Origin of the sequence: Vibrio sp. Y42_MX_L11 (genome assembly GCF_024181785.1) — a bacterium.
GTDB classification, from domain to species: domain Bacteria; phylum Pseudomonadota; class Gammaproteobacteria; order Enterobacterales; family Vibrionaceae; genus Vibrio; species Vibrio diabolicus.
This window is the reverse complement of the sequence record NZ_JAMZAP010000023.1, coordinates 58,592-81,606: the sequence shown is the minus strand read 5'-3', so window position 1 is coordinate 81,606 and position 23,015 is coordinate 58,592. Positions and strand designations below refer to the sequence as shown.

Sequence of the window (23,015 nt, the reverse complement as noted above, 5' to 3'; positions counted from 1 at the left end):
TGGGTGTTTTTTATTCTAAAAGGCGAGTTTTCACTACTATTCTACCTCCATGTCCCCAGTAATCGCCCCTAATAAGGAGAAAAGATGAGCTCAATTAGAAGCTACAAAGGTATAAAGCCCCAACTTGGTGAGCGTGTTTACGTTGACTCAACCTCAGTGTTAGTCGGAGATATCCGTATTGGGGACGATTCTAGCATTTGGCCATTAGTAGCGGCACGAGGCGATGTGAACCACATTCACATTGGTGATCGAACTAATATTCAAGATGGCAGTGTTTTGCATGTCACCCATAAGAACGCCGAAAACCCAAACGGCTATCCACTTATTATTGGCAATGACGTTACGATTGGCCACAAAGTGATGCTGCACGGTTGTGAGATACACGATCGTGTATTGGTTGGTATGGGGGCGATTGTTTTAGATGCTGTCGTTATTGAATCAGAGGTGATGATTGGAGCGGGCAGTTTAGTACCGCCAGGAAAGAGATTAGAAAGCGGTTATCTTTATGTCGGTAGTCCAGTAAAACAAGCTCGCCCTCTATCAGAGACAGAACGAGCTTTTTTGCAAAAGTCTGCCAATAACTATGTTCAAAACAAAAACGACTACTTACATGAAGTAGAAGACTTGAACTAAAGGTCTATTAGCCGATGATAATATGGCCTTCTTCGTTGAAGGCTTCATCTTCTATTAACTCTTCTGCTATTTCTTCCAGATCAAATCGGTAGTCAATAAAAGCAGAGAGCACGGCCTGCTCCGTATCTAACTCTGAGCCAGATAACTTTTCTAACTTTTGTTTCGTCACAAAGCATTCTATTAGTGCGCCTGATTGTTGCGCCGCAAAGTTTACTGATTGTGATACTTCATCCCATGATTGCATGTCTGGGAATAAAATGGATTGATTCATCGCTTATTGACCTTCAAGGTTCTTTCTTAATTCACGCAAAATCTGTTTGGCGCCTGGACGAAGACCGCGCCATAACATAAAACTCTCAGCAGCTTGGCCAACTAACATACCTAAACCATCATAAGCATGTGCCGCACCGTGTTGCTTAGCCCATTGGTTAAATGTGGTATCACCTTTGCCATACATCATGTCGTAGCTTGTACTATTGGCGGCGAACACCGAGGAAGAGATCGCAGGTAACTCACCACTCAATGATGCAGACGTAGAGTTGATTATGACATCGAACTCTTCAGCAATGGTATTCATCTCTTTTGCTTTAACAGGGCCATACGCAGAAAACAATTCTGCCAATTCTTCGGCTTTGGAAAATGTACGATTAGTTATCGTTAGAGATGTTGGTTTTTGATCGAGCAATGGTTTAATCACTCCTCGAGCGGCACCACCAGCTCCTATGATCAGGATGCGTGCGCCTTCTAAAACGACTTGATGTTGCAACAAGTCTTGCACTAAGCCTGCACCATCAGTGTTATCACCAATGATTTCACCATCATCAAGCTTCTTAAGTGTATTCACTGCTCCAGCAAGCTGAGCACGCTCGGTCAAACGGCTGGCAAATTGATAGGCATCTTCTTTAAAAGGCAAGGTCACGTTACAGCCTTTGCCGCCGTCAGCAAAAAATGCTTTCGCTGCCTCGATAAATCCACCCACAGGCGCACACTCTGCGGTGTATGTAAGGGACTGATTCGTTTGACGAGCAAAGAGTGTATGGATAAATGGCGACTTGCTGTGCCCGATAGGGTTACCAAACACGGCGTAACGATCGATTTGCGGGGTCATGTCCTTACCTTTATTCCTTACTTAGATATAGAGAAAACAGGGCCATCTGATTACAGATGACCCTATCACTATCTATCTATATAGAAAAGGAGATTCCGTGCTTACCATTCGCGTGGTTTCAGGTATCGCTCGTAAAGTTCGGCTTCAGGCGTTCCTGCTTCTGGTTCGTAGCGGTACTCCCATCGCGCTAACGGCGGCATCGACATCAGAATCGACTCGGTACGCCCACCACTTTGTAAACCGAATAAAGTGCCACGGTCGTACACTAAGTTGAACTCAACATAACGACCACGACGGTAAAGTTGGAATTCACGTTCACGCTCGCCATATTCGATGTCTTTACGACGAGACACGATCGGCAAGTAAGCTTGGCAATAGCCTTCACCCACCGCTTTGATGTAATCAAAACACTTATCAAACTCCCAGTGATTCAAATCATCAAAGAACAAACCACCAACGCCACGAGTTTCGTTTCGATGTGGCAAGAAGAAGTACTTATCACACCACGCTTTGTGCTCGGTATACACGTCTTCACCAAATGGGGCACAGATGGCCTTAGCTGTATCGTGCCATGACTGACAATCTTCTTCGAAAGGATAGAAAGGAGTCAGGTCGAAACCACCACCAAACCACCAAATTGGGTCTTCACCCTCTTTCTCTGCGATAAAGAAACGCACATTCGCATGAGAAGTTGGGACGTAAGGGTTTTTGGGATGGATAACCAAAGAGACCCCCATCGCTTCAAAGCGGCGACCAGCTAGCTCCGGACGATGAGCCGTCGCAGATGCTGGCATTTCTTTCCCTTCCACATGCGAGAAGTTCACCCCACCTTGCTCGAAAACAAGACCATCACGCAGAACACGTGAGCGCCCACCGCCACCAAGACGTTCGCCCGGTTCACGATGCCATGCATCTTCGAAAAAGACGGCCTTTCCATCTTCTTGTTCTAACTGCTGACAAATGGAGTCCTGAAGTGACATCAGGAACTGCTTTACGGCGTACTTATCGATTGCTGACATACGTTATTACCTATTACGTGATACCGGTTGATGACTGGCAAGCAGGGTTAGCCCTGTCTTAATATTTGTGAAGTCTTGGCGTCACGAATCTCGCTGGGTTTATCACGGCCGCTGGTTTCACCACGAAGAATGGCCACCAGCTTGTCACCCAATTGCTGCTCTACCTCTTCCGTGGTCATACACGGTGGCAAGCCGGAAAGATTCGCACTGGTAGAGGTTAACGGCTTTCCGAATGCATTACACATCTTTTGAACCAAAGGATGATCAGTCACACGAACTGCAATTGAATCAAACTGTCCTGAAACCCAGTTGGAGACTTTATCGCTCGCTGGCATGATCCAAGTGTATGGGCCAGGCCAAGTTGCATGAACGGTCGCTAATTGTTCTGGAGTCAGTTGAGATTCATCAATATATGGCAAGAGCTGCTCATAACTTGCGGCGATCAGAATCAGCCCTTTTTCCACCGGACGCTGCTTGAGATCCAGTAGTTTTTGAATTGCTTCTGGGTTATCTGGATCGCATCCGACACCAAAAACCCCTTCTGTTGGGTAGGCAATCACTTCGCCTTGTTGTAGTGCGTTGAGCACTTGTTCAAAGTTATCCACCGATTACTTCCTGATTGTCTGACTGTATTATTTTCACTAAGTGTACAAATATTCATTCTCAGACACTAAAGCAATTTTTTTATAAAATGTATCAATAGCATCAACAACAAGACGCAAACGTTTGCTTGAGATAAAAATCCCCGTATAATGCGCACAAATTTATCAGCTCACCTAATTTTGCAGCTTGAAGGAGTTTGAGATGAAAGTCGGTATCATCATGGGTTCTAAATCCGATTGGCCAACCATGAAACTAGCAGCAGACATGCTAGACCAATTTGGCGTACCTTACGAAACAAAAGTCGTATCAGCACACCGAACTCCTCAATTACTGGCAGACTACGCCAGCAGCGCGAAAGAACGTGGTATCAAAGTGATCATCGCCGGTGCAGGTGGTGCAGCCCACCTACCAGGTATGGCTGCGGCGTTTACTAGTTTGCCAGTGCTTGGTGTTCCCGTTCAGTCTCGTGCACTGAAAGGTATGGATTCACTGCTCTCTATTGTACAGATGCCAAAGGGAATTGCGGTTGGTACATTAGCGATTGGCGAAGCGGGCGCAGCAAACGCAGGTATCCTAGCAGCGCAAATCCTAGGCACTCATGATGAAAACATCATGGCGAAGGTAGAAGCATTCCGTAATGAGCAAACGGAAACAGTTCTCGCAAATCCAAACCCTGCAGAGGATTAATCAGATGCATGTACTGGTTCTTGGTGCTGGTCAATTGGCTCGAATGATGTCTCTGGCTGGTGCGCCACTGAATATTCAAATTTCAGCTTACGATGTCAGCAGCGGTGATGTCGTTCACCCTTTAACTCAACAGGTACTTGGCCATGGCTTGGAAAATGCGATTACGCAAGTTGATGTGATTACTGCCGAGTTCGAGCATATTCCACATGACGTGCTCAAGGTTTGCGAAGCGAGCGGCAAGTTCCTACCAAGTACGCAAGCCATCAAAGCAGGTGGTGATCGCCGTATTGAAAAAGCACTGCTTGATGATGCTAGCGTGCGCAACGCGAAATACTACGTGATTGAAACTCGTGAAGACTTTGAGCGCGCAATTGAACACGTTGGTATGCCAATGGTTCTGAAAAGTGCATTGGGTGGTTACGATGGTAAAGGTCAATGGCGCTTAAAAGACGCTTCTCAAGTCGACGACATTTGGACTGAGATGGCAGAGTGCATCGCGGCAACACCTACTCAAGCGATTGTGGCTGAAGAGTTTGTACCATTTAACCGTGAAGTATCGTTAGTCGGTGCCCGCGGCAAAGACGGCAGTGTTGAAGTTTACCCTCTAGCAGAAAACGTTCATACCAATGGTGTATTGAGCTTTTCTACTGCTATTGATGCACCAGAGTTGCAAGAGCAAGCAAAACAGATGTTCACTGCCGTTGCCAACAGCTTGAATTACGTTGGCGTGTTAGCGCTGGAGTTCTTTGATGTCGAGGGCACACTGTTAGTGAATGAGATTGCCCCACGCGTACACAACTCTGGCCACTGGACACAGCAAGGTGCAGAAACTTGTCAGTTTGAGAACCATCTGCGCGCCGTGTGCGGCTTGCCGTTAGGCAGCACCAAACTGATTCGCGAAACCTCGATGGTGAATATTCTTGGTGAAGATACGTTGCCAGAAGCGCTTCTCGCCATGGATGGTTGTCACATCCATTGGTACGGCAAAGAGAAGCGTGAAGGGCGAAAAATGGGTCACATCAACGTATGTGGTGACTACCCAGGAGAATTGCACCGCAGGTTGTGCGCTCTCGCGGATGCCTTAGATCCAATGGCATTCCCAGCCGTGCACGAGTTTGCGAAACAAGCATAACGCTAAAATCTAGCCCCAAAAACCACAAAGGGTCGCACGATGCGACCCTTTTTAATTCCTTTGATGTATTTACCCTTGCTGAGTGTGCTGGCACTTACGGTTGGCACATTGCAATTTCACACCACTGGCGAGTTTCTTCTCCACCAACAACGTAAAACCACATTCTTCGCATATCCCTTTAACCGGAGGGAGATTCACTGCAAATTTGCATTTAGGGTAGTTATCACATGCGTAGAAAGTTTTACCAAAGCGCGTCTTACGTTCAACTAAATGACCTTTACCACATTCAGGACACGCGTGTTGCTCTTGCGGCTGCTTTTCTGGCTCAGGTTGATTAATCGACTCAATATGATGGCAAACCGGATAGTTACTGCAACCAACAAACATGCCATAACGCCCTTGGCGTAATACCAACTCGTTACCACAATCTGGACAAGGAACGCCAAGCTCTTTGACGATGTGGCCATCATTATTGTGCAGGGCTTTGATGTAATCACAGCTTGGATAGTGGCTACAGCCAAGAAAGGGACCGTGTTTGCCATGTTTGAGGGTCAACTCGCTGCCACATTTAGGACACGGCTCGTGTTCCAATGCGTGTTCATGGGCAGAGAAAAGGGTGTTGTCGATTTTACTACTCATACTTACCGTTTCGTGAAAAACACACCAAAAGACAAGCTCGCGTTCTTGCTAGCTAAACTCGAACTTGCCTAGATTGGGTTAGTGAAGAATCCCTTGTTCCTTGGTGTACAACAGCTCTTCCATTAGCGTATAAGCGTTTTCATTACCAGGCACATTAAACAGCACCATCAAAATGATCCATTTGAGGTCTTCAAGCTCAAACTCGCTCGTTTCTAGACCCATCACTCGGTCAATCACCATTTCGCGAGTTTCTGTGGTTAACACATTGATTTGCTCAAGAAACAATAAAAACCCTCGGCATTCCAAATCTAAACGCTGCATCTCTTTCGCTGTGTAGATACGAGTTGATGACGAAGCCATGCAAGTCGAGATTGCAGAAGAGGTGTCACTTTGCTGCAATGCGGCAAGCTCTTCTAACCAGACAAGGGCTTTGTAGATATCTTTTTGTTGGAAGCCCGCACGGAGCAACTCTTCTTCCAACTCGTCTTGTTCGACCTGTAACTCTGCATCGCTATGGATGTAGGTTTCGAATAGATACATCAGTATATCCATCATCATAGCTAGCCCCTCCCCTTTCGAATATAGCCACCTGAAACCGCAACGACATGCCCAGAGAGTTCTAACTCTAAGAGCTGCATCATGACTTCCTGGACAGGTATATTGGTCCTGTTTGCAAGAATATCAACCGGTGTAGCTTCACTTCCTACGTTAGCTAACAGCTGAGGAAATGGCAATTCTTCTTCATCATTTAACGTAGAAAATAAATCGGTACTCTGATTAATAGACCAATCAAACAAGGACTGTATTTCATCTAAGACATCTTTCGTCTTTTCTACGAGGCAAGCGCCATGACGTATCAACTGGTTTCCACCGCAGGCATTGGGGGCATTGATTGACGCTGGCAGCGCAAATACTTCTCGACCTTGCTCAAGCGCGTAACGAGCTGTAATTAACGAGCCGCTCTTTTTCGCCGCCTCGACGACCAGTACACCAAGCGATAATCCACTAATAATACGATTACGACGCGGGAAGTTTTCTGGGCGCGGCTTGGCATTAGGCCGAAACTCAGACACCAAAGCCCCGTGTTCAATAACACGTTGCGCTAAACTACGATGACGTGCTGGATAAATATTTGCTAAACCAGATCCTAGCACCGCAATCGTCTTACCACCCGCTTGCAACGCACCATCATGCGCATGACCATCAATGCCTAAAGCGAGACCACTGGTGACAATAAAATCGTGCTGAACAAACTCTGCAGCAAACTGACGTGCATGCTGTAATCCATCAATACTCGCATTTCGACTGCCAACCATCGCGATTTGTGGCTGAGAGAGACAAGTAGGGTTTCCTTGAACAAAAAGTAGAGGTGGCGGTGCAACGATTTGTTTGAGTTGAGGTGGATAACGCGGGTCAGTCAGTGTCAGGATATGATGATTTGTAGAAGCCTCAAACCAACTTAAACAGGCATCAACTTCTTTATCTGTTGAAGCCCAAGCTTGAATTTGCTTAGTTGTTAACCCAAGTTGTTGTAGCTGTTCGGGAGAGAAGTTTACGATGTTACGCGGCGTGTCTCTTGTCAGTAGCTTATTCATTTTGACCCCGCCAATGCCTGGTAAACAACTCAGTTTTAACCAGGCAGCAAGGTCACTGTCGTTATTGCGTGGTTTCATTGGTGGTCGGCTCTTGCGTCAGAGGCGAAACCACAGAGACCTCTTTATTGATGGGTTTAGTGCTGGTTGTGATCAACGCCAAGCTAAAGTACTCATAAGGACGAATGACCAGCAACTCGCCAACCTTGCGTTGAGGTAAGGTTATTTTCTTATCGAGGACACCAAACTCTTTCTTGAACTCATCGCCGTCTTTGTAAACTGGGTGCGCGTCTTCTTTTAAATCAAACACACTGCCTTGCTTCAGATTGTCTGACGTGCCTTTATCAATTACCACGACCTGGTTGGTTGAGCTAAAGCGAATACCTTCGATATTGCCTAGCAACTTTGCAGAGCTGTCTCGTGGCGACGGCAGCGGGTAGAACGTTGTTGTGAAGTCAGTGCTCTCGACTGATTGATTTGGCAACGCGATATCGTTACGCAGGATTTCTTGCAATTGAGAAGTGATCTTCAAACCAGAATAATCGCTCGAAGCTTCAACGAGCTCACCTTTGGCTATCAAACGCAGCGCGGTGATCTCTTTAGACACATCGTCACGCGAAAAGGTTTCTACCGGTCGGTAAATAGCCCAGCCTGTAGCGGTCTGCTTGCCATCGATGTACAGCACATCTTCTGCCGTCAGATACTTACTGCCTTTGCTGCTACCCATCACTTTTGCTGCACTGTTCAACGCATCTTTATCTAGCAACCGATCCGATTTGAGGTACGGCATCACCAAACCTTCCGCGACCGTTGGTACTGCTTTCTTTTCCGTGATGCGTGCTTTCGGGCTAAGCTTCTTAACTGGTTTTAGGCTCAACACGGGCTGACCGTTAATCCACACCAAAGACAGCTTATCTCCGGGATAAATTAAATGAGGGTTGTCGATTTCCGGGTTTACTTGCCATAAACGAGGCCACAACCACGGGCTATCCAAGTACATGGCCGAAATATCCCATAGCGTATCGCCCTTCACGACTACATATGTTTGTGGCGCATCATCTTTAACAGTCAGTGGGTTTGCATCCACATTTGCTACAGCGTTGAAAGAGAAAAGTAACGGCAACGTAACACTGGCAACGTTGCGGAAAATTCGATTCATGACCCTCGTCCTTGGTCTATTAAGCAGGAACCAGAATGGAAATTGGTGCAAGGATGCTGTCATTTAGGCTATAAAATGTCTAGAATTGAGCCAACAAGGTTTGTGCTGTTTCGGCACAGTTCAATATTTCGAGTGAATATGTCTGTATTACAAGTATTAACATTCCCGGATGATCGCCTGCGCACAGTCGCAAAGCCTGTTGAAGCGGTGACGCCTGAGATTCAAAAAATCGTCGATGACATGATTGAAACCATGTACGACGAAGAAGGTATTGGCCTTGCTGCAACGCAGGTTGATATCCACAAACGTATCGTAGTGATTGATATTTCAGAAACTCGCGATGAGCCGATGGTGCTAATCAACCCTGAGATTCTGGAAAAGCGTGGCGAAGATGGCATCGAAGAAGGCTGTCTGTCGGTACCAGGTGCACGCGCACTTGTGCCTCGCGCTGCAGAAGTTACCGTTAAAGCACTGGATCGTGATGGCAAAGAGTTCACCTTTGAAGCCGACGACCTGCTAGCGATTTGTGTTCAACACGAGCTTGATCACCTACAAGGTAAGCTATTCGTGGATTACCTATCGCCACTGAAACGCAAACGCATTCAGGACAAGCTAGCAAAAATCAAACGCTTTAACGAGAAGCAGCAAAACGCTTAATCTCGAACCATACCAATTAGAAGGAAGCCTACCTTGAGTCAGTCTTTACGTATTGTCTTTGCAGGTACTCCGGATTTCGCCGCCCGTCACTTGGCGGCGTTGTTGTCTTCGGAGCATGAAGTCATCGCGGTTTACACAAACCCAGATCGTCCAGCGGGTCGTGGCAAGAAATTGGCTGCGCCACCGGTAAAACAACTGGCACTGGAACACAACATCCCGGTTTACCAACCTGAAAGCTTTAAGTCCGACAAAGCGAAACAAGAACTTGCCGACCTGAACGCCGATCTCATGGTTGTCGTGGCGTACGGTATGCTCCTGCCACAAGCGGTTCTTGATACCCCTAAACTGGGCTGTATCAACGTACATGGTTCTATCCTACCTCGTTGGCGTGGTGCGGCTCCAATCCAACGCTCTATTTGGGCGGGCGATGCAGAAACTGGCGTGACCATCATGCAGATGGACATCGGTCTCGACACTGGTGATATGCTGAAGATTGCAACTCTGCCAATCGAAGCGACAGATACCAGCGCTTCAATGTACGAAAAATTGGCGGAGCTTGGTCCAGAAGCCCTGATTGACTGCCTAGCAGACATTGCTGCGGGTAAAGCAGTGCCAGTGCAGCAAGACGATGAGCTAGCGAACTATGCGAAAAAACTCAGCAAAGAAGAAGCACGCATCAACTGGAACGACGATGCGGCGCACATTGAGCGCTGCGTTCGTGCATTTAACCCATGGCCAATGAGCCACTTTGAGGCGGCAGAAAACAGCATCAAAGTATGGCAAAGCCGTGTGGCAGAGCAAACCAGTGACAAGCCAGCCGGCACCATCGTGCAAGCAGATAAAACCGGTATCTATGTTGCGACAGGTAACGGTGTACTGGTGCTAGAGCAACTGCAAGTTCCTGGCAAAAAAGCCATGTCAGTTCAGGATATTCTGAACTCACGTGCTGCTTGGTTTGAAGTCGGCACTCTGCTGGTTTAAGCCATACTAGGGGTTATTATCCCCAATAATACGAACTTTTAGAGGGCAGAGATGCCCTCCTTTACTTTAAGGTACTCATCATGAATGTTCGCGCTGCGGCTGCTAACGTCCTGTATCTTGTCGTCGACAAGGGCCACTCACTTTCAAGCGCTCTTCCAGCGGCTCAACAAACGGTACGACCTCGTGACCACGCTCTGCTACAAGAGATCTGTTACGGTGCGCTACGTTACCTACCTCGCCTAGAAATGATCGCAAACCAGTTGATGGATAAGCCGCTAAAAGGCAAACAACGTGTATTCCATCACCTAATTCTGGTTGGCATTTACCAACTGAGCTTCATGCGTATTCCTGCGCACGCAGCAGTCGGTGAAACGGTTGAAGGCACTAAAGAGCTGAAAGGTCCTCGTCTGCGTGGTTTGATTAACGCTGTATTGCGTAACTACCAACGCAACCAAGAAGAACTCGACCAAATGGCTGTCAGCAACAACGCTGGCAAGTACGGTCACCCAAGCTGGTTACTAAAACTGCTGCAAGAGGCCTACCCACAGCAATGGGAAAGCATTGTTGAAGCGAATAACCAAAAAGCACCAATGTGGCTGCGTGTGAACCATCAACACCACACTCGTGATGAATACCTTGAGCTGCTCAAAAATGAAAACATTGATAGCACGCCACACACAGAAGCAATGGACGCCATAAAATTGGCCGCACCATGTGACGTGATGAAGCTACCTGGTTTTGATAAAGGTTGGGTTTCGGTACAAGATGCGGCGGCGCAGCTTTCGATCAACTACCTAAAACCACAAGACGGCGAACTGATTTTAGATTGCTGTGCTGCGCCAGGTGGCAAGACTGCGCACATTCTAGAGCGCACGTCGGGTAGTGAAGTGGTCGCGATTGACTGCGACGACACACGCTTGAAACGTGTGCATGAAAACCTGAAGCGTCTCAACCTTCAGGCAAAAGTGGTTTGCGGTGATGCGCGTAATCCACAAGAATGGTGGCAAGGCGAGCAATTTGATCGCATTTTGCTGGATGCCCCATGTTCTGCGACTGGCGTGATTCGTCGTCACCCAGACATCAAATGGCTACGTCGTGCAGACGACATCGCCGCATTAGCAGAGCTACAAAGTGAAATTTTTGATGCCATGTGGACGCAACTGAAACCCGGCGGCACAATGGTTTACGCGACTTGTTCAATCACACCGCAAGAAAACGTGGAGCAAGTAAAAGCGTTTTTAGCACGTACCGCGGATGCGCAACTGCTGGATTCTGATCCCGACCAGCCTGGTCGTCAAATTCTACCAGGCGAAGAAGATATGGATGGTTTCTACTACGCAGTGCTAACTAAAACACACGCGTAACAGCATGCTAAATAGGGCGATTGGAGTGATTTCAATCGCCTTTTTCAGATAACGAGAAAAGAGTATGAAGATCATTATTCTTGGTGCAGGTCAGGTTGGCGGCACACTGGCAGAAAACCTAGTGGGTGAAAACAACGACATCACCATCGTCGACAACAATGCCGACCGACTGCGTGAATTGCAGGACAAATACGACCTGCGTGTGGTCAATGGCCATGCGAGCCACCCCGACGTGCTGCACGAAGCTGGTGCGCAAGACGCCGATATGCTCGTCGCAGTAACCAACACTGATGAAACCAACATGGCCGCCTGTCAGGTCGCGTTCACTCTATTCAACACCCCAAACCGCGTTGCACGTATTCGCTCTCCAGAATACTTGGCAGAAAAAGAAGCCCTGTTTAAATCTGGCGCCATTCCTGTCGATCACCTTATCGCCCCAGAAGAACTCGTTACCAGCTACATCGAACGTCTGATCCAATACCCGGGCGCGCTGCAAGTGGTGAGCTTTGCTGAACAGAAAGTCAGCCTAGTGGCGGTAAAAGCCTACTACGGTGGCCCACTGGTGGGTAATGCGCTGTCTGCTTTGCGTGAGCACATGCCGCACATCGATACCCGTGTGGCGGCGATTTTCCGTCAAGGTCGCCCGATTCGTCCTCAAGGCACCACCATCATTGAAGCCGATGATGAAGTGTTCTTCGTCGCCGCAAGCAACCATATTCGCTCAGTGATGAGTGAACTTCAGCGCCTAGAAAAACCGTACCGCCGCATCATGATTGTTGGCGGGGGTAACATTGGTGCCAGTCTCGCAAAGCGCTTAGAACAAAACTACAGCGTGAAGCTGGTTGAACGTAACTACCAACGTGCAGAAAAACTGTCAGAAGAGCTAGAAAACACCATCGTGTTCTGCGGCGACGCGGCAGACCAAGAGCTTCTCTCGGAAGAGAATATCGACCAAGTCGACGTCTTCATCGCGCTGACCAACGAAGATGAAACCAACATCATGTCTGCGATGTTGGCAAAACGCATGGGTGCGAAAAAAGTAATGGTGCTGATCCAACGTGGCGCTTATGTAGATCTGGTACAAGGCGGCGTAATTGATGTGGCGATCTCACCTCAGCAAGCCACTATTTCAGCCTTGCTAACGCACGTTCGTCGCGCTGATATCGTGAACGTATCCTCACTTCGCCGCGGCGCTGCGGAAGCAATTGAAGCCGTCGCTCACGGTGATGAAAGTACATCCAAAGTGGTTGGACGTGCGATTGGAGATATTAAGCTCCCACCTGGGACCACCATTGGTGCTATCGTTCGTGGCGAAGAAGTCCTTATTGCCCACGACCGTACGGTCATCGAGCAGGATGACCATGTGGTGATGTTTCTGGTCAACAAAAAATACGTATCAGACGTCGAAGCGCTGTTCCAGCCGAGTCCATTCTTCCTCTAGGATTTTCCTATGGTCAACTTACGTCCCGTACTGTTTGTTATCGGGCTGGTTTTATCCAAACTGGCCCTGTTTATGTACGTGCCGACTTTGGTCGCTTTCTTTACCGGTACGGGGGGATTCCTCGATTTCGCCCAAGCCGTTGTGATCACGCACCTTGCCGCCTTCATTTGCCTAACGATCGGTCGAACCGCCAAGTTCAAACTCAGCGTACGCGATATGTTCCTCATCACCAGTTTGGTTTGGACCATCGCCAGTGCGTTTGCCGCCTTGCCGTTTGTGTTCATCAACCACATCAGCTTCACCGACGCCTACTTCGAAACGATGTCGGGTATCACCACGACGGGCTCAACGGTGCTCAGTGGCCTAGACAACATGGCGCCGAGCATCTTGCTGTGGCGCTCTATTTTGCAGTGGCTTGGGGGGATTGGTTTTATCGTAATGGCGGTGGCGGTGCTACCTATGCTCAATGTCGGTGGTATGAAGCTATTCCAAACCGAATCATCCGATTGGTCGGATAAAAGTAGCCCGAGAGCAAAAACGGTCGCCAAAAACATCGTAGCGGTTTATTTGATGCTTACTGGCTTATGCATTGTGGGCTACTTGGTCACCGGCATGAACCTGTTTGAAGCGATCAATCACGCCTTTACCACGCTATCAACGGGCGGATACTCTACATCCGACGGGTCGATGAACCACTTCTCTAATGGCGCACACTGGGTGGCCACTACCTTTATGTTCTTAGGTGGCTTGCCATTTTTGCTCTTCATCGCCGCGTTACGTAAACGCCGTATTGATGTATTGGTTAACGACGCTCAAGTTCGAGGATTCGCGTACCTGTTCGTTTTCTCAAGCTTAGTGATTTCAGCCTGGTTAGTGATTCGAGATGGATACACCATTCTGGATGCGCTGCGAGTGTCGATGTTTAATATCGTCTCTGTCGTCACCACAACCGGCTTTGGCTTAGAGGACTTCACCGCGTGGGGCGCATTACCCACAACTCTTTTTGCCTTCTTAATGATGGCGGGCGCATGTTCGGGGTCAACGTCTGGTGGGATCAAAATCTTCCGTTTCCAAATCGCAATGACACTGCTGAACAAACAGATGATGAAATTGATTCACCCTTCAGGTGTGTTTGTACAGCGCTACAACCAACGCCCAGTGAATGATGACATTGTTCGCTCAGTGGTCGCGTTTGGCTTGATGTTCTTTATCACCATCATCTTTATCGCGGGTTGCTTGAGTGCGCTGGGTTTAGACCCCATCACTAGCATCTCTGGTGCCATCACTGCGGTAGCCAACGTCGGCCCAGGTATGGGAAACGTGATTGGACCGACGGGTAACTTCGCGCCTCTGCCAGATACCGCCAAGTGGCTCCTGAGCTTTGGCATGTTAATGGGCCGCTTGGAAATTCTGACTATTCTTGTACTGTTCTTCCCTGCGTTTTGGCGCCGTTAAGCAAACACAAATAAAAGGTATAACAATGAAAACATGGATTACTCTGGCGACCCTACTTGCCACCTCATCCACATACGCCGCTGAAGTCATCACTTTAGCCGATGGTCGAGAAGTGAAGTTAAACGATGACTTTACTTGGGAATACGTCATGAAAAAACCTGCGCAGCAAGCAACAGAGACGCAAGCGACAATAGGCGCGGTTGAAACGATCGCAGCTCCCGCAATTGCGACAATTCCAGTTGTGACGAAAACTGTTGGCACTACTGTGGTGGTAAACGCCAAAAAGCCAACCATGCAGCTGTCTGACTCTGGTGTCGACGTACTGATTGGCTCCGCGAGCTATCAAGATGGTGAGCTCGTACTGCCAACGTCCATTACCAATCAAAGCTCACAATCGGTGATTCAAGTTGAAGTGGAAGTTCTGGTATTTGATATGTCTGGCCAGCAACTGGCGAAAGAAAAAGTCACAGTTTGGCAATCCATCAAGCGAATGGCGGATACTTACCTGCGACCACAACAAGCAGAACAGGGTAAAAGCATCAAACTGGCAGTGCCGCAGTCTCAGCAATACCAGTTTTCAGCCAAAGTGTTAGAAGTGAAAACTCGTTAATGTGATAACACATGTTTTGTCGAGTTCATATCTATCCGTTAGATAGGCTCGACAAAATAATAAATTGCGAAGAAGTGACACACACAACCCGCTAAAACGAAGCCGTGCCAAATCGCATGATTGAATGGAATACGCTTCGCAACGTAGAAAATCACCCCCAGTGAATACACAATCCCACCAGCTGCGAGTAATGTCAGTCCGCCAATATCCAAGTTGATCGCCAACTGATAAATCACAATCAACGACAGCCAGCCCATGACCAAATACGTCATCAAGGAAAGCTTTTTAAATCGGTAAACAAACGCGACTTTCATGATGATGCCGAGTAGAGCAATGGTCCAGATAACAATCATCAAACCAAACGCGAGCGGCGTACGTAAACTCACCAACAAAAAAGGCGTGTAACTGCCAGCAATGAGCAGATAAATGGCGCAGTGATCGAAAGTTTTTAGCCAGCGTTTGGCGTTGGGGTGCGGAATTGCATGATACAGCGTCGAAGCCAAAAATAGCACGATAATACTCGCGCCGTAGACAGCCATACTGGCCAGCGTCAGCGTATCAGCTTGCTGGTCTATGGCTTTGATTAGCAGCAGTATCAAGCCAACAATACCAAAAATCATCCCAATGCCATGAGTGATGGTATTGGCCAGTTCTTCGCGTTGACTGTATTGAGGTTTCTGCAGTTCAGACATCAATGCGCCTATACTAGAGTTTGAAATTTGCTCTAGTATGGCACATTAGGCTTACACGTGTAAGCTTAAATTAAGACTCATGAACGGCCGTGGTTTGATCGAGATAATTAAGTACAAGTTCGCCCACTTGATCAAGCTTAGTCGTGGCTGGAATGGTCAACTCTCGTTTGAGTTTTCCGCTACCCAGTAAGCTTGCGAGCATGCCACCCTCGCCCTTGCGTGTGCGGTCAACTTCAAACCATAATTTGAGTTCTTGCTCGCTACGATGAGCGACAAATTCTAACTCACGCCACACGCCATGGTATGGCCCGTCAGTCGGCACCATCTCAAATTCTTGCACAAATGGCAGGTCGAACCCTTTTACTTCCTCACACTCCACTTGGCGAATACGCAAACCTTGCGCTTCAAATGCGGATAACACCGCATCCATTAGTGGATCAGGTCGAACGGTGAGGATGTCTTTATCGGTCGGGTCTAAAGCAGCAGCAACGTCCAAGCCGGTTTCGAGCCACACTTTGGCGTCACCAATGGTGACAGGCGTATTCCAAGGCACATCGAGCTGAACATCGAAGGTACGCTCTTCGCCGGAATGGATGGTAAACGCATAAGGGAGGCTCCACTTAGCAAGCACATGAGTCTGAGGTACTCGGCGCATGCTGTGTCCTTCTCGCGCACCACGGTCATCAGGAGCTTCCGCGATATAGCGACAACACAGTTTTAAATCGATGTTGTCGATCGCTTGTTCAGTGGCACCACCATAAACATGGATAGACACATCCACACTTTGACCAGGATATAGCACGTCTTGATTTAGGATTGAGTCGACCTTAGCGCTCCCAATCCCAAAACTGGCAAGTGTCTTCTTCAAAAATGACATAGGCACCTCCTTCGTCGAGATCTCATACTACTACTGCTGATCGAGGGATCAAACAAAAATTGCCTCGATCATCGCGACAAAATGACAAAATCTAAACAATTCAATTGCTCAACTATCGACCAATTATTACAAGGATGCTAATCTTATACGTGATATGCATGCATATCGGTATTCCTGATTCATTAACTGGATTGGCGAGAGCCAGAAGAGTGATTCTTCAATCTTGTTGGAGCCTAGCTCATAATGATTCAGGCCATTACATCGGCAATGGATATGCCTGACAGTTAGGTAAATTAATGCGCCCAACAACAGTCAGGTTCGCACACACTAATACTAGTGCAATGCGCCGCCGCAGTGGCTTTACTACTGCACCAAAGGCAAAGCAAGTTGCGCCAGCAATGACATTGGTTGAGAAGACAGCAATGATGTCGAGTGTTCCGGCCAAAGTTATCAAAGCAGCTTAATCAAAAGCGCGGCGCCAGCTGCGCTTTTTTCTTTGCACGCGACTCAAACCACCTCAACGACTTAGAACAAAACACAGTGAAATAGATAGTTTTTCCTATTTGGTCTTCGCAAAGCAATTTGGTACCTTTACAGCTAATTACACCTATAAATTCTGTGGAGAAAGAAATGAAGTGTCATCGCATTGAAGAGCTGCTTGAGCTACTAGAGCCTGAATGGCATAAAGACCAAGAAATGAACCTACTGCAGTTCATCGTGAAGCTAGCGAAAGAAGCAGGCTACGAAGGTAAGCTAGAAGATCTGACCGACGACGTGCTGATCTACCACCTTAAAATGCGTAACAGCAGCAAAGACGAAATGATCCCAGGTCTTAAGAAAGACCAAGAAGATGATTTTAAAACTGCGATTCTGCGCGCTCGTGGCATCATCAAATAACCGGTTCAACAGCCCAGTATTCTTTAAGCGACTCCCTCAAGTGAGTCGCTTTTTTATAACTAAAATTTTTAGTCCCACAATTGGTTATAACTGTTCAGCCAATTATCAGGTTAACTGTACTGACTTTTGTTGTTAAACGTTGACTGCGTTAAAGAAAAGGAATTGTTATTGATTGTATAATCGCCGTTCATCAGTATTTACTAAAATAATTATGTCCGGTCATGATTTATGATAAGGACGAAGTAGCAATGTCATCGAGCGACATCAATAGAAATGACGCCGTACATTATAAAAGCCTAAGAAGGATGAGTGCATGAGTCAGGATAAGATCGATATCAAAGATGTGACTCCTAAAACCTACAACCCTAAGACTCATAAAGGGAATGGGGATCGGTTCAACCCAAGTAATCGCATCTATGTACGCGAAAGCAAAGGGACTTACCAGAAACTGCGTCGTTACGGTGGTTGGTTCTTACTGCTTCTCTTCGCTTTGATACCGTGGATCCCTTACGGTGAACGTCAAGCGATCTTGCTCGATATTGGCAACCAGCAGTTCAACTTTTTCGGTACCACGTTGTATCCGCAAGATCTTACCCTACTCGCCTTGCTATTTGTGATCGCGGCGTTTGGGTTGTTCTTTATTACCACCTTCTTAGGTCGAGTTTGGTGTGGCTATCTCTGCCCACAAACCGTCTGGACCTTCATGTATATCTGGTTTGAAGAGAAACTGGAAGGCAGCGCCAATAAGCGTCGTAAGCAGGACTCCAATAAGCTGACGGCAAATTTAGCGATGCGCAAAACCATCAAACATATCGCTTGGTTTGCCATTGCACTCGCCACTGGTTTTACTTTTGTTGGCTACTTCGTTCCAATGAAGCAATTGGTTATCGACTTTTTCACTTTTAACGCCAACTTCTGGCCCGTCTTTTGGGTAATGTTCTTTGCCATTTGTACTTATGGTAATGCTGGTTGGATGCGTTCCATCATGTGTATTCACATGTGTCCTTACGCGCGCTTCCAGTCTGCCATGTTTGATAAAGACACCTTCATTGTTGGCTACGATGCAAAACGTGGTGAAAAGCGTGGTCCACGTCCACGCAAAGCCGATCCAAAGCAACTTGGTTTGGGTGATTGTATTGATTGTGATTTGTGTGTACAGGTGTGCCCAACAGGTATCGATATTCGTGACGGCTTACAATATGAATGTATTAACTGTGGTGCCTGTATTGATGCGTGTGACAACACCATGGATCGCATGGGTTACGAAAAAGGCCTAATCAGCTACACCACAGAGCATCGCTTATCGGGTAAGAGTACCAAAGTCATGCGTCCGAAGCTGCTGGGCTATGGAGCTGTACTACTGGTCATGATTGGTCTGTTCTTTGCCCAAATCGCAGCGGTAGACCCAGCAGGCATGAGTGTTATTCGCGACCGTAACCAACTGTTCCGCGTTAATAGCTCGGGCGAAGTAGAAAACACCTACACCCTCAAAGTGATCAACAAAACCCAGCAAGTGCAAGAGTACTCGTTGGATGTTGAAGGGCTATCCGATGTAAGCTGGTATGGTAAGCAGACAATTCAGGTACAGCCAGGTGAGGTATTGAACTTACCAATGAGTCTTGGCGCCGATCCTGACAAGCTAAACTCTGCGATTACGACAATTCAGTTTATACTCACCGATAAGAGCAACGAATTCACCATTGAAGTGGAAAGCCGTTTTATTAAAAAACTATAGCGCTACTTCAGTGACTAACGGAAAAAGGCTCAGTAATGAGCCTTTTTGTTTATATGTCCCAAAGTATGTTTAACTTTGACGCCCTTACCCCAGATTTTATGTGGTACGCGTTAGAAAGCATCGGCGTTCGCGCAGAATCAGGCTTTCTTCCCCTCAATAGCTACGAAAACCGTGTTTATCAATTCACTGACGAAGAGCGTCGTCGTTATGTCGTCAAGTTCTACCGCCCTGAACGTTGGAGCAACGAACAGATCCAAGAGGAGCACGACTTCACTTTAGAACTAATTGGAAACGAAATCCCCGTCGCACCACCTGTGCGCATCAACGATGAAACCCTGCATCACTATCAAGGCTATGCCTTTGCGCTGTTTGAGAGCGTGGGTGGTCGCCAGTACGAGGTTGACAACTTAGATCAGCTCGAAGGTGTAGGGCGCTTCCTTGGTCGCATCCACAAAGTGGGTAGCCGCCAAGCCTTCCAACATCGCCCAACGATTGGATTGCAAGAATACCTGTATCAACCAAGAGAGATTCTGCAAAACGCCAACATGATTCCAATGCACTTGGAGAACAGCTTCTTCAATGACTTGGATATGCTGATCAAATCGATTGAAAGCCACTGGCAAGAAGGCTTCAATACCATTCGGCTGCATGGCGATTGCCACCCAGGCAACATTTTGTGGCGAGATGGCCCTATGTTTGTTGATTTGGATGACGCTCGTAACGGCCCTGCTGTGCAGGACTTATGGATGCTGCTTAATGGTGAGCGCCAAGACAAACTGATGCAGCTAGATATTGTTTTAGAAGCTTATCAAGAGTTTTGCGACTTTAACCCCGCAGAATTGAAACTAATTGAGCCACTTCGCGGTCTACGAATGGTGCACTATATGGCATGGCTAGCAAAACGTTGGCATGACCCTGCGTTTCCTCTCGCTTTTCCATGGTTTAATGAGCCAAAATACTGGGAAGGTCAGGTCCTTGCATTTAAAGAACAGATCGCCGCTCTAGAAGAAGCACCGCTGTCTTTAATGCCTCAATGGTAAGTCAGGCCACAAATTCAAAAATGGAGATATTTCGATGAAAAAACTGTTCGCACTGTTTTCTATGCTGATGCTAAGCCTGTCGGCACATGCTGCGCAATTCAAAGAAGGTGAACATTACAAAGTATTGGATCTTGAGGCATCAAAAAAACCTCTTGTGACGGAGTTTTTCTCTTTCTACTGCCCGCACTGTAATAGCTTTGAACCTGTTATCCAGCAACTGAAAAAGCAGTTGCCAGAAGGCACTAAACTACTAAAAAACCACGTTTCTTTCATGGGTGGCAACATGGGCCCATCAATGAGCAAAGCCTACGCGACCATGGTTGCACTAAAAGTGGAAGACAAAATGGTGCCTGTGATGTTTAACCGCATCCACAATCTAAAGAAAGCGCCACGTAACGATGAAGAGCTTCGCCAAATCTTCCTTGATGAAGGTGTAGACGCGAAGAAATTCGACTCTGCATTCAAAGGCTTTGCGGTTGATTCCATGGTTCGCCGTATGGACAAGCAATTTGAAAACAGCGGTCTAACCGGCGTTCCTGCGGTTATCGTTAACAACAAATACCTAGTTCAAGCACAAAGCATCAAGACAATGGATGAGTACTTCTCTCTGGTGAACTACTTGCTGACACTAAAATAAGCGCATCGATATCAATCAAAAGGGGAGCCCATCGCTCCCCTTTTGTTTATTTGTAAATCTCTTGTAGCAACCGATCTTTTTCTTGCCACACATCACCCAACCATTGCTGAAATTGTCGCTTATAGGGCTTATCGTTAAAGTAATCACCAAGCACTCGTTCATCGACGGGCAACACATTCACACGCACAACAACCTTGCCCATTCGGCCCATTAATAAATCCTTGAATGGCTTATTTGTATTTTCTGGGTACGCCAGAGTCACATCGATAATGTTCTCGAACTGCTCCCCCATTGCCGCTAACGTGTATGCGATCCCGCCCGATTTTGGTTGCAGCAAATATTGGTAGCTCGCCTTGCTCTTACGCTGTTTTTCTTCGGTAAATCGAGTGCCTTCGACATAATTAACCACTGTGGTTGGGGCATTTTTGAACTTGGCGCACGAGCGACGTGTCGTCTCTAAATCTTGACCTCGTTTGTGCGGGTTGCGGATCAGATACTCTCGCGAATAACGACGCATAAATGGCATGTCGAGCGCCCAACACGCCATCCCAATGAAAGGCACATACAACAATTGTTGTTTGAGGAAAAACTTCGGCATAGGAATGCGGTCTTTAAACACGCAGCAAAGCACCACAATATCGGTCCAACTGAGATGATTACTGATCAACAGATACCACCCGTCTTTTTTCAGCGCCTCACCGCCCTGAACATCCCAGTCAACACGGTTAGAAACCGCCAGAATGCCCGCATTAACGGTAGCCCATAACCACATCACCTTGTTGGCACAAGCGGTCGCTTTCGCTTTTAGCTCCACGCTTGGAAGCAATACTTTAAACACAGCGATAATACAAATTGCGATTGAACACAGCGCAGAATTGAGAATCACAAAAGAAGCGTTAAAAAAAAATAACAAATATGCCAACATGATAGTCAAACAACAGTGATAATGTGTGAAGAATAAAACAGCGTGTAATTATACTGCGCCTTTGCCACATTGGAATATGCGTGGGAATGGTCAGATTTGTTACCTCAACCAATATTTGCACCACTCATTCGACAATAAGGAGATAACGAATGAAACCAAGGCTAATTCTCTTGCCTTTGGCCTTTGTCGTCAGTTCTGCTCAGGCTCAACTCGCTGAAACCGCAGGTTTTGGCGGTGAAATTTCGCTGAATGCCGGATTTGTATCATCAGAATCCAACTTCAATACGGAAAATAGTAACACCATCGATTCTCTCGATAAGCGCGCCGATAGTGACAGTTCCGTTATCGCTGCGCCGCTAGGAAGCATTACTTACACTTTTGGTAACCGACTCAATCACCAAGTGTACGCGGGTACCACACGTTCCGATGTCGCGGTTGGTACACTCGCTTTTCAGCTGGGCTATCAACACGAGTTGCCATCCGGCACCGTGCTCGATATTTCCTATCTACCGACCGTGCTCAAAAGCGAAACTTGGCGTAGCCCATATCAAGTCGGAATCGCCCGTCAAGAAACGGATGTGGACGGCAATGCCTATCGCTTTCAAATCAAGGGATTGATTGATAAAAACTTCAACCTTGATCTCGCTTATGCTGATAAAGACATTGAGCAAGAAGAAGTAACGGACCGTTCACTCGCTCGCGATGCGAGCCTTTACTACGTTAAAGGTGACTATCGGATTTCACTTAATCAAACATCCATGTTGCAACCCGCTTTCACCTACATCAATCAAGATGCCGACGGTAAGGCGGAATCATTTGATTCGTACGGGTTTGACATCAGCTGGTTTAAATTTATCAACCGCCATCGATTGGCCCTCACCGCAGGTTATGCATGGAAAGACTATCAAGCCGCTAGCCAAACTTTTGCTAAAACACGAAATGACGACACCGTCAGCCTATTTGCAGCCTATGAATATCAAAACGTATTTGACTGGCAAAACTGGTCGTTCATCTCTTTAGCCGGCTACAGCCAAACGGACTCCAATATCACGTTCTATGATGAGAAAGAGTACCTGTTGTCTCTTGGTCTCAACTACACCTTCTAACGTCCTTCATCGCAACAAGGCACTTA

The 23,015-nt window shown here is 47.2% G+C and carries 26 protein-coding genes; 15 read left to right on the top strand and 11 right to left on the bottom strand.

The window, feature by feature from the left end; genetic code table 11:
- The first annotated feature begins 84 nt into the window (after positions 1-84).
- On the top strand, positions 85-633 hold the full coding sequence (locus NL643_RS19635; RefSeq protein ID WP_005394003.1) for a gamma carbonic anhydrase family protein: 549 nt from the start codon (positions 85-87) through the stop codon (positions 631-633).
- 7 nt (positions 634-640) lie between these two features.
- Here the strand turns inward: NL643_RS19635 and NL643_RS19630 are convergent, their stop codons facing one another.
- The 4 genes from NL643_RS19630 to NL643_RS19615 all read right to left on the bottom strand — a co-directional run bounded on the left by NL643_RS19630 (position 641) and on the right by NL643_RS19615 (position 3,365).
- On the bottom strand, positions 641-904 hold the full coding sequence (locus tag NL643_RS19630) for a DUF1488 domain-containing protein (RefSeq protein WP_012841273.1): 264 nt from the start codon (positions 902-904) through the stop codon (positions 641-643).
- A 3-nt stretch (positions 905-907) separates the two neighbouring features.
- On the bottom strand, positions 908-1,741 hold the full coding sequence (gene aroE, locus NL643_RS19625) for a shikimate dehydrogenase (RefSeq protein ID WP_020904438.1): 834 nt from the start codon (positions 1,739-1,741) through the stop codon (positions 908-910).
- 101 nt (positions 1,742-1,842) lie between these two features.
- Complete coding sequence (hemF, locus tag NL643_RS19620; RefSeq protein WP_253645015.1) at positions 1,843-2,760, bottom strand: oxygen-dependent coproporphyrinogen oxidase; 918 nt, start codon at positions 2,758-2,760, stop codon at positions 1,843-1,845.
- A gap of 47 nt (positions 2,761-2,807) precedes the next feature.
- Positions 2,808-3,365, bottom strand: coding sequence for an L-threonylcarbamoyladenylate synthase (locus NL643_RS19615; RefSeq protein ID WP_015297509.1), 558 nt, complete (start codon positions 3,363-3,365; stop codon positions 2,808-2,810).
- A gap of 199 nt (positions 3,366-3,564) precedes the next feature.
- On the opposite strand from NL643_RS19615, the gene purE reads away from it, so the two are divergent.
- Together purE and NL643_RS19605 are read left to right on the top strand one after the other, a co-directional pair.
- Positions 3,565-4,050, top strand: a complete 486-nt coding sequence (purE, locus tag NL643_RS19610; RefSeq protein WP_134648207.1) for a 5-(carboxyamino)imidazole ribonucleotide mutase — start codon at positions 3,565-3,567, stop codon at positions 4,048-4,050.
- Positions 4,051-4,054: 4 nt separating this feature from the next.
- A complete protein-coding gene (locus NL643_RS19605; protein WP_253645014.1) occupies positions 4,055-5,182 on the top strand; it encodes a 5-(carboxyamino)imidazole ribonucleotide synthase in 1,128 nt (375 codons plus the stop codon).
- A gap of 69 nt (positions 5,183-5,251) precedes the next feature.
- Here the strand turns inward: NL643_RS19605 and NL643_RS19600 are convergent, their stop codons facing one another.
- The 4 genes from NL643_RS19600 to NL643_RS19585 all read right to left on the bottom strand — a co-directional run bounded on the left by NL643_RS19600 (position 5,252) and on the right by NL643_RS19585 (position 8,572).
- Positions 5,252-5,821 (bottom strand): type I DNA topoisomerase, encoded by a 570-nt coding sequence (locus NL643_RS19600; protein WP_253645013.1) that lies wholly within the window; start codon positions 5,819-5,821, stop codon positions 5,252-5,254.
- 78 nt (positions 5,822-5,899) lie between these two features.
- A complete protein-coding gene (locus tag NL643_RS19595; RefSeq protein WP_005379074.1) occupies positions 5,900-6,379 on the bottom strand; it encodes a DUF494 family protein in 480 nt (159 codons plus the stop codon).
- Positions 6,380-6,381: 2 nt separating this feature from the next.
- Positions 6,382-7,494: a DNA-processing protein DprA gene (gene dprA, locus NL643_RS19590; protein ID WP_253645012.1), complete on the bottom strand. Its 1,113-nt coding sequence runs from the start codon at positions 7,492-7,494 to the stop codon at positions 6,382-6,384.
- Positions 7,478-8,572 carry a LysM peptidoglycan-binding domain-containing protein gene (locus tag NL643_RS19585; protein ID WP_253645011.1) on the bottom strand — a complete coding sequence of 365 codons (1,095 nt, stop codon included), beginning with the start codon at positions 8,570-8,572 and terminating at the stop codon, positions 7,478-7,480. The genes dprA and NL643_RS19585 overlap by 17 nt, the downstream gene beginning before the upstream one ends.
- Positions 8,573-8,710: 138 nt before the next feature.
- On the opposite strand from NL643_RS19585, the gene def reads away from it, so the two are divergent.
- The 6 genes from def (at position 8,711) to NL643_RS19555 (ending at position 15,080) form a co-directional block, all read left to right on the top strand.
- Positions 8,711-9,229, top strand: a complete 519-nt coding sequence (gene def, locus NL643_RS19580) for a peptide deformylase (protein WP_005379068.1) — start codon at positions 8,711-8,713, stop codon at positions 9,227-9,229.
- A 33-nt stretch (positions 9,230-9,262) separates the two neighbouring features.
- Entirely contained in the window at positions 9,263-10,210 is a 948-nt protein-coding gene (gene fmt, locus NL643_RS19575; protein WP_104974655.1) for a methionyl-tRNA formyltransferase, read from the top strand.
- An 80-nt stretch (positions 10,211-10,290) separates the two neighbouring features.
- On the top strand, positions 10,291-11,574 hold the full coding sequence (rsmB, locus tag NL643_RS19570) for a 16S rRNA (cytosine(967)-C(5))-methyltransferase RsmB (protein ID WP_031848633.1): 1,284 nt from the start codon (positions 10,291-10,293) through the stop codon (positions 11,572-11,574).
- A gap of 64 nt (positions 11,575-11,638) precedes the next feature.
- On the top strand, positions 11,639-13,015 hold the full coding sequence (gene trkA / locus NL643_RS19565; protein ID WP_253645010.1) for a Trk system potassium transporter TrkA: 1,377 nt from the start codon (positions 11,639-11,641) through the stop codon (positions 13,013-13,015).
- Between the two features lie 9 nt (positions 13,016-13,024).
- Positions 13,025-14,470, top strand: coding sequence for a TrkH family potassium uptake protein (locus tag NL643_RS19560; protein ID WP_237285328.1), 1,446 nt, complete (start codon positions 13,025-13,027; stop codon positions 14,468-14,470).
- A 25-nt stretch (positions 14,471-14,495) separates the two neighbouring features.
- On the top strand, positions 14,496-15,080 hold the full coding sequence (locus tag NL643_RS19555; RefSeq protein ID WP_237285330.1) for a DUF3157 family protein: 585 nt from the start codon (positions 14,496-14,498) through the stop codon (positions 15,078-15,080).
- A gap of 38 nt (positions 15,081-15,118) precedes the next feature.
- Here the strand turns inward: NL643_RS19555 and NL643_RS19550 are convergent, their stop codons facing one another.
- Together NL643_RS19550 and NL643_RS19545 are read right to left on the bottom strand one after the other, a co-directional pair.
- Positions 15,119-15,772: a hemolysin III family protein gene (locus NL643_RS19550; protein WP_005394044.1), complete on the bottom strand. Its 654-nt coding sequence runs from the start codon at positions 15,770-15,772 to the stop codon at positions 15,119-15,121.
- Between the two features lie 70 nt (positions 15,773-15,842).
- Entirely contained in the window at positions 15,843-16,649 is an 807-nt protein-coding gene (locus NL643_RS19545) for a sporulation protein (RefSeq protein WP_005394045.1), read from the bottom strand.
- A 296-nt stretch (positions 16,650-16,945) separates the two neighbouring features.
- Here NL643_RS19545 and NL643_RS19540 point away from each other — a divergent pair, with 296 nt between their 5' ends.
- The 5 genes from NL643_RS19540 (at position 16,946) to NL643_RS19520 (ending at position 20,958) form a co-directional block, all read left to right on the top strand.
- Positions 16,946-17,113 (top strand): hypothetical protein, encoded by a 168-nt coding sequence (locus NL643_RS19540; protein WP_005379043.1) that lies wholly within the window; start codon positions 16,946-16,948, stop codon positions 17,111-17,113.
- A 166-nt stretch (positions 17,114-17,279) separates the two neighbouring features.
- Positions 17,280-17,546: a YihD family protein gene (locus tag NL643_RS19535; RefSeq protein ID WP_048625604.1), complete on the top strand. Its 267-nt coding sequence runs from the start codon at positions 17,280-17,282 to the stop codon at positions 17,544-17,546.
- A gap of 313 nt (positions 17,547-17,859) precedes the next feature.
- Positions 17,860-19,281 carry a cytochrome c oxidase accessory protein CcoG gene (gene ccoG / locus NL643_RS19530; protein ID WP_006742922.1) on the top strand — a complete coding sequence of 474 codons (1,422 nt, stop codon included), beginning with the start codon at positions 17,860-17,862 and terminating at the stop codon, positions 19,279-19,281.
- 53 nt (positions 19,282-19,334) lie between these two features.
- Entirely contained in the window at positions 19,335-20,321 is a 987-nt protein-coding gene (locus tag NL643_RS19525) for a serine/threonine protein kinase (RefSeq protein ID WP_253645009.1), read from the top strand.
- A gap of 34 nt (positions 20,322-20,355) precedes the next feature.
- A complete protein-coding gene (locus NL643_RS19520; protein ID WP_005379036.1) occupies positions 20,356-20,958 on the top strand; it encodes a thiol:disulfide interchange protein DsbA/DsbL in 603 nt (200 codons plus the stop codon).
- A gap of 46 nt (positions 20,959-21,004) precedes the next feature.
- On the opposite strand, the gene NL643_RS19515 is transcribed toward NL643_RS19520, so the two are convergent.
- Complete coding sequence (locus tag NL643_RS19515; RefSeq protein WP_048625603.1) at positions 21,005-21,883, bottom strand: acyltransferase; 879 nt, start codon at positions 21,881-21,883, stop codon at positions 21,005-21,007.
- 149 nt (positions 21,884-22,032) lie between these two features.
- Between NL643_RS19515 and NL643_RS19510 the strand changes: the two genes are divergently transcribed.
- Entirely contained in the window at positions 22,033-22,989 is a 957-nt protein-coding gene (locus NL643_RS19510) for a DUF2860 domain-containing protein (RefSeq protein ID WP_253645008.1), read from the top strand.
- Positions 22,990-23,015: the final 26 nt, after the last annotated feature.